Genomic DNA, 11,436 nt, shown 5'->3' on the forward strand with positions numbered 1-11,436 from the left:
TCTGATTTAAATATCTTCTCTAACAAATGGCATGCTCATACAACGAGGACCGCCACGACCACGAACCAATTCACTGCCGGAGATTTTGTGCAATTTGATACCGGCTTCTGCCAACTTCTGATTGGTGATGGTATTGCGGTCATATACGACGACTTCGCCAGGTGCGATCGTCAAGGTATTGGAACCGTCATTCCATTGTTCCCGAGCTGCTGCAATCAAATCACTGCCGCCGCAACGAATCAATTCAACCGTATTTAGTTCTAGATAGCGACATAAAATATTTTCCAACGTGTCCTTTTCTTCTTTGATCGTCACCCCATCACCTGCTCGTGAGATTGAATAAACCGTCAGCTCTCCTTCGATTTCTGGATGGATCGTAAACTTGTCATGATCGACCATTGTAAATACCGTATCTAAATGCATGAACTTGCGCTCTTGACCAATGTCAAACGCTAGAACATACTCAAAGCTTGGCTCATTTTCGAACACTTTGCGGGCCAGCTGCTCAATCGAAGCGGCATCCGTTCGTTGCGAGATACCAATCGCCAACACATGTTTTGACAGAACTAATTCGTCGCCACCTTCGATGCGGGTTGGTTGAGCGCGATCATAAAGCATATGAGGCGGATTTTGCTGGAACATTGGATGATGAGCAAAAATATATTTGCCGTATAACGTTTCGCGCCGTCTTGTTTCTGAATACATGCGATTCAAGGATACTCCGTTACCAATCGTCGCAAAGGGATCTCGTGTAAAATACAAATTTGGCATTGGATCGATCAGAAATGGGTATTGATCATCCACGGTCCCAGCGAGGCTCTGGGTATTTGGCAGCTCCAGTTCATTTTTGGCTAAACCAGCCATAGTTTTGTCGATCAGTTCCCGATCATTGTCACAAGACATAAAATAATCCGTGACTTCTTTGATGATCTCAGGACTTTGGATTGTAGTTTCCGCTAAATAATCCTTGAGAAATTGCTGTTTGATTTCTGGTGACGTGAGCGATTCAGCAGCTAAATCTTCTAGATACAACACCTCCACATCATTTTGACGTAGGACTTCCGCAAACCGATCATGTTCTGCTCTGGCTTGTTCCAAAAAAGGAATATCATCAAATAGCAGGCGGTTCAAATGATCAGGAACAAGGTTCTCCAATTCCCGACCAGGGCGGTGAAGCATGACTTGCTTCAATCGTCCAATCTCTGAAAAAACATGAATAGCATTTGGCATTTTTCTTCCTCCTTCTTCTGTTTACACCTCTATGCTACCTAATTGTATACGCTTTCGCAGTGGTATATTTCGTGTTCTTTTCGCAAAGGATTTGGCATTATGCATGAAAAAGCGAATATCGCTCATCAGGCGTTTTTTTACTCGCTGTTTTTTTTCATATGTAATATTTATCCATCGATTTTTTTCTAAGAATTTGATGAGGATGTGATAGTTTTTTTATTTTTGACGTTTTTCCGCCCTATCAATAGATCAAGGAGATATACATTCCATTTTTTGTTTTTGGTACAGTTTCATCAAGAACCCTTATTTCATAAGGATTCTGATGGTTGCGACCAAATTTCGTTATGCTATACTTAATAAGATCGAAGGAAAAGAAAGGGGTTTGATAGGAATGACCTATTCAATCAATTGGAATCTGGAAACAATCTTTCCGGGAGGCAGCGATTCTGTTCAATTAAAAGAACGCATGAGCCAACTGGAAGAACAAATTGCAAATTACCGAGCAACAGTCGATGCATGGTCGCCCAACAGCGAAGACGATGCAGCAAAATTAGAAGAGTTACTTGATTTATCCGCAACTATTAGTCAAGGATTTTCACAATGCGGCAGCTTTATCAATGCCTTGCTTTCAGCGAATGTCAATGACAGCAAAGCCAAAATCCTGACGGGTGACCTCTACGCAAAATTGCCAGCACTGCAAGCAGCACAAACCGTTTTCTCGAAAAAATTGACAGAAATTTCTGAGGATGATTGGACAGCACTAGTTAAAGCGGAAAACTTAGCACCTGTCGCTTTTCGTTTAAGCGAGATTCGCCGCGACGGCAAAGAATTGTTATCCGAAGCAGAAGAGACCATCATCAATACTTTAAATTTAGATGGCTTGAATGCTTGGAGCCAACATTACGATACGATCGTTGCCTCGATCGAAATTCCTTTCCTTCAAGAAGACGGCACGACGATCAAGTTTTCAGCTGGTCAAGCCTTCAATAAAATGATGGGTGATCCTGATCCGGAGGTTCGTGCGCGTTTATTCGACACTTGGGAAAAGACGTGGGCAGAAAAAGAAGACCTCTTTGCGGATACCTTGAACCACTTAGACGGTTTCCGCCTTTCTACCTTCAAACTTCACGGTGTCACTGATTACTTGAAGGAACCATTAGAATACAATCGTCTGCAAAAAGCGACATTGGATGCTATGTGGGGCACAATCCAAAAGAACAAACAGCCAATCGTTGATTTCTTGACTCGCAAAGCCCAGCTTTTCGGCAAAGAAAAAATGGAATGGCAAGACCAAGATGCGCCAATCATCCTTGGGGACATGGAAGAAAGAACCTACACCTTTGATGAAGCAGCTGACTTCATTTTGACCAACTTCCGTAAGTTCAGTCCGAAAATGGCTGACTTTGCCCAAGTCGCTTTTGAAAAAAGCTGGATCGAAGCAGAAGACCGTCCCGGCAAACGTCCTGGCGGCTATTGCACCAGCTTGCCAGAAACCAAAGAATCACGTATTTTCATGACCTACAGCAATTCAGTCAACGAAGTAGCGACGCTCGCCCATGAGCTAGGTCACGCGTTTCACAGCAGCGTTCTTTGGGAGCTACCGGAATTAAATCGCAACTATGCCATGAACGTTGCCGAAACAGCAAGTACCTTTGCTGAATTGATCGTTGCTGATGCAACCCTTAAAGAAGCAACGACAAAAGAAGAAAAAATCAATCTATTGGATGCCAAAATGCAAAATGCGATCGCGATGTTCATGAACATCCACGCACGCTTTATTTTTGAAAACAGCTTCTATCAAGCTCGTCAAAAGGGCTTGGTTTCAGCGGAACAAATCACGGAAATGATGACTGCGGCGCAAAAAGAAAGCTATGCGGATGGGTTAGCGACTTATCACCCACATTTCTGGGCAGCCAAATTGCACTTCTTTATTGACGATGTGCCGTTCTACAACTTCCCTTACACCTTTGGTTACCTCTTTAGTATGGGGATCTACGCGTATGCCAATGAAAAAGGGTCTAGCTTTGAAGAAGAATACATTGCTTTATTGCAAGATACTGCTTCAATGACCACCGAGGAATTGGCACAAAAACACCTTGGTGTCGATTTAACGAAACCAGACTTCTGGCAAGCAGGGATCGACATGGTTCTAAAAGATGTTGCCAGCTTTATGGAATTGACTGAAGACTATATCTAAAACAAAAACCCTCTTCCAACATGACGCTTGGAAGAGGGTTTTTCTATCAGGCATTCAATAAAGTTAAGCCGATCGTTAAGTAGCCGGCGTATAAACACCAAATCAAATAAGGAATAAACAAGTACATCGCTTTTTTGTCGATGCGAGCAAAGAGGATCATACAAATAATCACTGATAACACTAACAAGACAATAATGACCGTTCCGGCCCAGTAAGCATTCCAGCCAAAGAAAACGATACTCCACAAGAAGTTTAATACTTGCTGGATCGCAAAGAAGATATAGGCATTCTTTTTAAGCGCTGGATTGACTTTGGCTACGATCAACAGATACAACGCTGTTCCCATAAAGGCATACAAAATCGTCCAAACGATCCCAATGATCCCACCAGGAGGGGCTAAAAAGGGTTTTTCCATTTGCGCATACGTTCCGGCAATGTCCCCTGCAAACAAACTCGAGATGATTCCTGTTGCTTCAATGCCGATCACACAGACCAGCCAAATTAAAAATTTCATGTTCTCCACTCCTTTTTTTCATGACTCGCTAGTTTCATCGTACCATCGAATCGAAAAAAAGCAGAATAGAACGCTTAAAAAAAGAAACGGCCGTGTGGACGTTTCTTTCAAGGTAATTTTGATTATATTCAATGACAGCTACTTTGATTGTTCCTCTTCAAACTTCCGCCGTTCATTTTCTACATATTTGTATAACGAACCGTAGCGGCTGCGATAGCCTTTCTTCCATGGTTTCTCTTTACCGCAAAAATGCAGCAAAACGGTATGTTCGATGACCCAATCCAAACTCCATTCCCCTAGGCTGATCGTCTCATACGTACGGTTTTTCCGTACATCATAGTTATAGAGCTGATCAGGAATCGCCAGCACCCGATCACCATATAACCCATTCAAAATATCTTGATCCGGCAAAAAGAGGTTCAAATGATTTTTCTCAATGAAGGCTGCGATTTCTGTTTCTTTGACCTCTTGCCGTAGCTGGTGCACATTCATCAGCAAGACACCTGAATTATAGTAGCCTTCTGACTCATAATTGCGCAAACGGACTTTATTGATGACCGTCGTCACTTCTGTCAGCTTGGAATGACTGGCAGCGGCATACAGAAAATCCCCTAACGTCAGCTCATACAAGGGGCGCAAATCATTGATGCACAAAATATCCGCATCCAGATACAGGATTTTTTCCACCTGCTGCGGCAAGTAATTTTGTGCCAACAATCGATAGTAGATTGATTCTGGGTAGCGGTCACTAACTGGTGCCGTTTTAAAGATCGAACCAGAACCGATGATGACGGGATGATAGGTCATCGCCAATTTTTGACAAAAGACCTCTAGCTCTGCACCTTGCCTCAATTCTTTTTCTTGTAAGACATAGACATCGAAAGATGCTGCTGTCGTATGGCGTTTGATTGAATATAACGTTGTTTTTAATTGTTCACTGAATCGATCATCAATCGCAAAAAGTAGATTCATGCTCTTGTTCACTCCTCTGTTACTGGATGCACTCGTTGGGCAAAAAATCGAACGCAGTTGCCCGCATCTTCTGTTCTTCTAGTATACCCGATTTTTAGTCATTCTTTCAGTGAAATAGCCTTTCCAGTGAAAACCATTCCTTGGAAACGCAAAAAAATGCTGCTCCATTCAATGAATGAAACAGCAAATGATCGATGATAAATGGTGACCTCCTAAAACAGATCAGCGAATCGTGGCAAAAGCTTTTGACCACAACAACAATTCATCCAGCATGTCATTGACACCTGCAGCCATGTGCGCACCGGGTTTGAAGGTACTGAAATTTTCAAAATCTGTGAAGAGATTGAAGGCTGGGTTAGTCCGCACGGTGGCAACTTTTTGTTCAGCTAAAACGTTACGCAATTGTTCAGCGGCACGAATCCCACCGCCAGAACCATAACTGACGATCCCAGCTGCTTTATCAAACCATTCTTCCCGTGCAGAGTCTACGGCATTTTTCAAGGAAGCCGCAAAACCGTGGTTGTATTCTTGTACGATGAAGATATAGCCATCTAATTCAGCGATTTTTTTGTTCCACGCCATGTTTGGCTCAGCCGTTCCCATAAACGGTAAATCAAATGCCTTTACATCAACGATCTCAAACTGATGCTCTGACCGTTGAGTAGCAATTTCTTGAATATATGCTCCGACTTGCGGACTTACGCGTCCTTCTCTTGTACTGCCTAAAATAATACCAAATTTCATGATAGGTTCCTCCTAAGATTGTTTTCGTTTGTTTTTTAACGATTGGCAAATGTGTCTGCCCAGTCCAGTAATTCCGTCAACATATCGTTCATTCCTGCCGTCATATGTTCGCCAGGAGTAAAGGTGGCAAAATTTTCAAAATCAGTAAATAAGTTGAAGGCTGGATTAGTGCGCACCGTGGCTACTTTTTGTTCCGCCAAAATCAAGCGAACTTGCTCAGCGGCCCGAATACCCCCTGCTGAACCATAGCTGACGATTGCTGCTGCTTTGTTGAACCATTCCTCGCGGGCGCTGTCCAACGCATTTTTCAAGGAAGCCGATAGCCCATGATTGTATTCTTGTACGATGAAGATATAGCCGTCTAATTCAGCGATTTTTTCGTTCCACGCTTGGTTCGCTTCGCCTGTACCCATAAAGGGCAAGTCGTAGTCTTTGATATCAATGATTTCAAATGAGCGGTCGCTATGTGCTCGTGCTGTTTGTAAAACGTAATTGGCTACTTGCGGACTCACGCGGCCTTCTCTCGTGCTGCCAACGATGATTCCGATTTTTTGCGCTTTTTTCTTCTCCGGAGTGCGATACACCTCTTTAATTACTTCTTTTTCAATTATTTGTTCTTTTTTCCCAAATCCAAAGACCATTCTTTTATACTCCTTTTATTGTGTTTTCTTTAACGATGGACTCAGCATATCAAACTTACTTTTAGTAAGTCAATCATTTTGCTTACTTTTTGTTAGAAAAAAATCCCAGCTACTTCCTCTTGACATTCATTCGGCACCGAACTATAATCAACTCATCGATATCGTTAGGTACCGAACAATAATTCAAAAGGAGTGTTCTCAATGAGTACAATGACCGATCACTTAATGAAACAGCTTCGTTTTATCAGCGAAGCCAGCAATGCTTTTATGAGTCAAAATAACCAACGCCTTTCTGGACAGCAACGCGTCCTAGCCGTTTTAAATTTAGAAGATGGCTTGGTGCAAAATTACCTCGCAGAAGTTTTAGATTTACGGCCAAGTTCCTTGGCAGAACTATTGAAGAAAATGGAAAGCAGTGGGGATATCCAACGCAAAGAAGATGCAGCCGACAAAAGGATCAAACGAATCTTTCTGACAGAGACTGGACGAAAAAAAGCAGAAAAATTACTGGCACAAAAAGAAGCCGCCAGCAGTCAAACGTTTTTTGCTGGGTTAACAGAGGAAGAACAAACCGAATTTGCCCGTCTGCTTGAAAACATCGCCGCTGGGTGGGAAGCTGACTTTCAGCAACAGACGCAACGCTTTATTGACCCGATGGATCGTCTACAAGCTATGCAGGAGATCCGGGAACAGATGATGAAGCAATGGGGTGGAAATTGGCAGGAAATGACGAATGACGATCGCCGAAAAATGAAGCAACAAATGAAAGATACTTGGCAAGATATGGGCGCTGACGAGCGGCGTCAAATGAAAAAGCAGATCAAAGAAGCCATGCGGCAAATGCCATTTCCTGGACACCGCGGCATGTTTGGCAATCGGCCATTTGGGCCATTTGAACCATTTGATAGTAGCGAGGCGAATGATCCACGGGACACATGGGGAAAAGGCAACTTTTTTGATGCCTACGGGTTTGGACAAGACCGCAAAGCAAGACCTGATTCCGCTTCTAAAGACGAAGCAGCCGAAGATGATTGGCAGGATTTCTAATAGCACCTAATGAAAAAGAAAAAGCTGCAGGACATCTTGCTTGTAGCGGAGGAAAACGAATGGAAACAACGACACCAACAGTGAACAAAAACAAATTTAAAATGAAAGACTTTATCCACCTGATCGTCAGTGTCAATCCCAAGAAAGGCTTGTTTCTTTTAGGGATGCTCTTTAGCCTGATCACGAGTGCCGCCAGTTTGGTCGTGCCGCAGCTGACGAAAACGCTAGTCGATGCCAGCGGCACCCCCACGTTCAGCACCTCCATGCTGGTCGTTTTGATCCTAGCCTTTGTGCTGCAATTAGGCGTAGGCACTTTAGGCGGCTTTCTCTTGCGCTATGTGGGAGAAAGTGCAGTGAAAACATTACGAGAACGTCTTTGGAAACATCTGCTGCATTTGCCAGTCAGCTATTTTGATGACCATAAGTCGGGGGAAAGCAGTTCGCGACTCGTTAATGATACTTCCGTGATCAAAGAACTAGTCACCTCGCAATTTCCCAGCTTTGTCACTGGCTTGATCCAATTGGTTGGTTCGATGATCATCTTGTTTTTGATGGATTGGAAGATGGCGGCGATCATGTTCAGTGCGGTGCCTTTGATCACCTTGATCATGTGGCCGATCGGCAAGATCATGTCGAAACTAGGACGCCAACTACAAGCAGCGACTGCCGATTTCAATGCGGATGCCAGCGAAAAACTCTCAGAGATCCGTTTGATCAAAGCCAGCAACGGAGAAGCTAGTGAACAAGAAAACGGTCGGCGCAACATTGGGGCAATCTTTACCCTCGGGGTCAAGGATGCGAAAGTTAGTGCGATTTTGCAGCCAATCATGACGACGGCAATGCTGGGATTACTCGTAGGAATCCTCGGTTATGGCGCGATCCGTGTCCAAGCCGGCACCTTGACGAGTGGCGCATTGATTGCTTTTCTACTGTATCTCTTTAATATTATTGCGCCTGTGACGACGTTTGCGATGTTCTTTTCACAAGTCCAAAAAGCGATGGGTGCTACGGAACGGATCCAAGAAATTTTGGATACGCCGCTGGAGCCGATCCAGGCAGCACCCAAAGCCGCTATCGACGGCGCAGTCCTACGGGCAGAACAGATCGATTTCAGTTACGATCCCAAACGGCCGATTTTGCAAAACATTTCTTTTGAAGCCAAACCCAACACCGTGATTGCTTTTGCGGGACCAAGCGGCGGCGGAAAATCCACGATCTTCGCTTTACTGGAACGCTTTTATGAACCCACCAGCGGGCGCTTGCTGATTGGTGAACAGCCGATAGCTGACATTGATCTGCAGGACTGGCGGGCACAGATCGGCTATGTTTCCCAAGACAGTGCGGTCTTTGCCGGTACGATTCGGGAAAACTTGCAATACGGATTAAGCCGAACACTGTCAGAGGAGGAATTGTGGCAAGGACTGGCATTGGCTTATGCCGATCAGTTCGTCCAAGAGTTCCCCGAAAAACTAGAAACACAAATCGGCGAACGCGGCGTCAAACTATCTGGCGGGCAAAAACAACGGATCGCCATCGCACGAGCATTCTTGCGAGACCCCAAGCTGCTGATGCTCGATGAAGCGACCGCCAGCCTAGATTCTCAGTCGGAAGAAAAGGTCCAGCGGGCGTTGGATCATCTAATGGAAGGGCGCACGACATTAGTGATCGCCCATCGCTTGTCGACCATCGTGGATGCCGATCAAATCTACTTTATAGAAAAAGGTACCATTACCGGTCAAGGTACCCATGCAGAATTGATCAACAATCACCCGCTTTATGCTGCCTACGTGAATGAACAAATGATCAATTAAAGAATAAAAACTAGAAAAAAACTGCTTATTGATGGATAAGCAGTTTTTTTCTATTAGCCAACGGCTGAATGTTGCTTCTCTTCACGCGCCACAGGCACTTGATTCCCTCGCTGTAATTCTTTCAGCACCTGGTTTTCTGCCCGCAAAAAATCCCTTTCGCTTTGGGCAGTAGCAAGCTTTCCTTGATAGACCAAAACTTCTTCTTGGTAGGTTTTGGCGGTCTTTTGGACTTCTTCTTCTAACTGATCGATTTTATGGGTCAATTCTTGATTGATCTGTTCATATTTTAGGTAAAGCTTTTGGGCATTTTCGATATTCGTTTGTTCCAAATTCGCTTTGCTGGATACTCGGGTAGCCAAATAAGTAAGTACACCAGTAATGAGTGACGGCAAGACAACTGTTACGATCGATGTATCCATGATCCTCCCCCATTCTTTTCGATACGATTCATATCATCTGTTTCCAGTATAAAAGATACGATTCGTATCGTCAACTGATGTGATATTTTTTATATCAAATAATACAAAAATAGATACAAATTATATCCAACGTGCTATACTACAAAAAAGGAGGCGATCACTCATGCTTGGCGAACGGCTAAGAACACTCAGACTACGAACCAACCAAACCCAACAGCAGATCGCAGATCAGCTAGGGATCACCCGCGCAGCGTACTCGCATTTCGAAAATGATCGTAACGAACCCGATGGCGAGACCATCGTCAAACTCGCGGAGATTTTTCAAGTATCCACCGATTTTTTATTAGGCAGACAAGTCCCGGCAGGCTTTACGCCGCCCTCTGCAAAAGTTCAAACCGTTGCGGCCCATATTGATGATGACGTCACCGATGAGCAGATGGAAGATATCCTCAGCTATATTGAATTTATAAAACAGCGGCACGCCCAAAAGGAATGATGGAAATGGATAAAGTAGAAGAACTGATGGCCGCCTACCCAGACTTGCACTTTATTTTCGATAAGAATATGCCTGATGGTCAGCAAGGATTGTACATCGATCACCATATTTACTTGAACCCTGACCAATCACAAGAAGACCTCTTGAGCACCATCGGTGAAGAAATCGGTCATTATTTGACCAGTGCTGGCGACATTACCGCCCAAGACACCAACGAAAAACGCAAACAAGAACGCAAAGCCCGTGACATTGGTTCTGCGATCGTGGTCACGCCCTATGATATCATCGCTTGTTTTGAAGAAGGCTGCAAAACGTTGGCGGCATGCGCTGATTTTTTAGGTGTCCCCCCACAAACTTTCAAAGACGCAGTCACCTATTATGCTCGCCGCTTTGACGGTATCAAAACCGAAGAAAACTATACCTTGTTTTTCCATATCGACGGCACGATTGAAGTTGTCAAAACCTTTGGCAATCAAGGTTAAGCCTTTTTTGCACAAAAACAGACGTTCCTTTCCTGCTGCTAAATTCAGCGTTGACGGAACGTCTGTTTTTTATCCTTGCATGTTGACCCGCATCAATACGCGGTTCGGTCGATAGTTTTCTGAGGATTGATGAACCAGCGCGCCTTCCTCAAAACGATACAAATTGTATCCATAGCGTTCTTCAAAACGGACCATCCCCTCGCCTTCATCTTCCCCGACAAACGACATACTTGCCACAGTATAGTAAGGAATCCCTGCGATCGTTCCCGTAAATGCATGATGGGTATGTCCACTGAGAATACAAGAGATCTGATACTGCTGCAATAATGCCACCAAACGATTGGCACCGGCCCATGCCGGCGTGCTTGCTTGATAAGGCAACAAATGATGGTGCGTCACAAAAACGATCTTTTTCTCTTTGAGCTGCGCCAGCGTGGCTTGCAGCCATTCAAACTGTCGTTCATCTACGATACCGTCGGCATAGCCATAGCAGGAATTATCGAAAGTCACGATCGCCAATGTCTCCGTTTCATAGACTTGATTAAAAGGCGTATCACTGGCCGTTTCAACTGACTTACCTTGCCAGCCTTGGCGAAAATGCCGTTTGATATCGTGATTACCTAGCGTTACCACGATCGGCACTGAGCCAAAGGCTTTTTCTAAATATTGCTTCAAAGAGGCATAATCGGCAGGCGCGCCATCTTCGGTCAAATCGCCACTGATCACCACCAAATCGATCGCCCCTCGCGCCTTGGCATCTTGGATACACTCTTCAAGAGGAATCAAGGGATTTTGCATGGCTGCCAGCATTCCTTGATACCCTTCCTCACAAGGCAGGTAACTTTCTCGAAAATGGATATCTGATATATGCAATATATTCATA

At 44.3% G+C, this 11,436-nt stretch carries 12 protein-coding genes; 5 read left to right on the forward strand and 7 right to left on the reverse strand.

Translation table 11 applies throughout. From position 1 onward, the window contains the following. Positions 1 to 6: 6 nt before the first annotated feature. On the reverse strand, positions 7 to 1,230 hold the full coding sequence (arcA, locus tag IGJ26_RS15210; RefSeq protein WP_061053384.1) for an arginine deiminase: 1,224 nt from the start codon (positions 1,228 to 1,230) through the stop codon (positions 7 to 9). A gap of 391 nt (positions 1,231 to 1,621) precedes the next feature. On the opposite strand from arcA, the gene IGJ26_RS15215 reads away from it, so the two are divergent. After that, positions 1,622 to 3,427, forward strand: coding sequence for a M3 family oligoendopeptidase (locus tag IGJ26_RS15215; RefSeq protein WP_194199891.1), 1,806 nt, complete (start codon positions 1,622 to 1,624; stop codon positions 3,425 to 3,427). Between the two features lie 46 nt (positions 3,428 to 3,473). Here the strand turns inward: IGJ26_RS15215 and IGJ26_RS15220 are convergent, their stop codons facing one another. The 4 genes from IGJ26_RS15220 to IGJ26_RS15235 form a co-directional block, all read right to left on the reverse strand. Next, positions 3,474 to 3,941, reverse strand: coding sequence for a TspO/MBR family protein (locus IGJ26_RS15220; RefSeq protein WP_010748985.1), 468 nt, complete (start codon positions 3,939 to 3,941; stop codon positions 3,474 to 3,476). 138 nt (positions 3,942 to 4,079) lie between these two features. Further along, entirely contained in the window at positions 4,080 to 4,913 is an 834-nt protein-coding gene (locus tag IGJ26_RS15225; protein ID WP_005233315.1) for a glycosyltransferase family 8 protein, read from the reverse strand. 222 nt (positions 4,914 to 5,135) lie between these two features. After that, the gene (locus IGJ26_RS15230) at positions 5,136 to 5,657 is read right to left on the reverse strand and encodes an NADPH-dependent FMN reductase (protein ID WP_005233313.1); all 522 of its coding nucleotides are present in this window, start codon (positions 5,655 to 5,657) and stop codon (positions 5,136 to 5,138) included. 35 nt (positions 5,658 to 5,692) lie between these two features. Further along, positions 5,693 to 6,298: an NADPH-dependent FMN reductase gene (locus IGJ26_RS15235; protein ID WP_005233311.1), complete on the reverse strand. Its 606-nt coding sequence runs from the start codon at positions 6,296 to 6,298 to the stop codon at positions 5,693 to 5,695. A gap of 201 nt (positions 6,299 to 6,499) precedes the next feature. On the opposite strand from IGJ26_RS15235, the gene IGJ26_RS15240 reads away from it, so the two are divergent. Further along, the gene (locus IGJ26_RS15240; RefSeq protein WP_008380196.1) at positions 6,500 to 7,345 is read left to right on the forward strand and encodes a MarR family transcriptional regulator; all 846 of its coding nucleotides are present in this window, start codon (positions 6,500 to 6,502) and stop codon (positions 7,343 to 7,345) included. Positions 7,346 to 7,404: 59 nt separating this feature from the next. After that, entirely contained in the window at positions 7,405 to 9,156 is a 1,752-nt protein-coding gene (locus IGJ26_RS15245; protein WP_008380198.1) for an ABC transporter ATP-binding protein, read from the forward strand. 53 nt (positions 9,157 to 9,209) lie between these two features. Here IGJ26_RS15245 and IGJ26_RS15250 read toward each other — a convergent pair whose 3' ends face one another. Next, on the reverse strand, positions 9,210 to 9,575 hold the full coding sequence (locus IGJ26_RS15250; RefSeq protein WP_008380201.1) for a hypothetical protein: 366 nt from the start codon (positions 9,573 to 9,575) through the stop codon (positions 9,210 to 9,212). Between the two features lie 163 nt (positions 9,576 to 9,738). Here IGJ26_RS15250 and IGJ26_RS15255 point away from each other — a divergent pair, with 163 nt between their 5' ends. Together IGJ26_RS15255 and IGJ26_RS15260 are read left to right on the forward strand one after the other, a co-directional pair. Next, positions 9,739 to 10,071 (forward strand): helix-turn-helix domain-containing protein, encoded by a 333-nt coding sequence (locus IGJ26_RS15255; RefSeq protein ID WP_005230670.1) that lies wholly within the window; start codon positions 9,739 to 9,741, stop codon positions 10,069 to 10,071. A gap of 5 nt (positions 10,072 to 10,076) precedes the next feature. Beyond that, positions 10,077 to 10,553, forward strand: coding sequence for an ImmA/IrrE family metallo-endopeptidase (locus IGJ26_RS15260; protein WP_034858679.1), 477 nt, complete (start codon positions 10,077 to 10,079; stop codon positions 10,551 to 10,553). 69 nt (positions 10,554 to 10,622) lie between these two features. On the opposite strand, the gene IGJ26_RS15265 is transcribed toward IGJ26_RS15260, so the two are convergent. Then, positions 10,623 to 11,435, reverse strand: a complete 813-nt coding sequence (locus IGJ26_RS15265; RefSeq protein ID WP_005233299.1) for a metallophosphoesterase family protein — start codon at positions 11,433 to 11,435, stop codon at positions 10,623 to 10,625. Between the last annotated feature and the right edge of the window lies 1 nt (position 11,436).

This window comes from Enterococcus sp. AZ095a, assembly GCF_050546735.1.
In the GTDB taxonomy this organism is placed as follows: domain Bacteria; phylum Bacillota; class Bacilli; order Lactobacillales; family Enterococcaceae; genus Enterococcus_D; species Enterococcus_D entomosocium.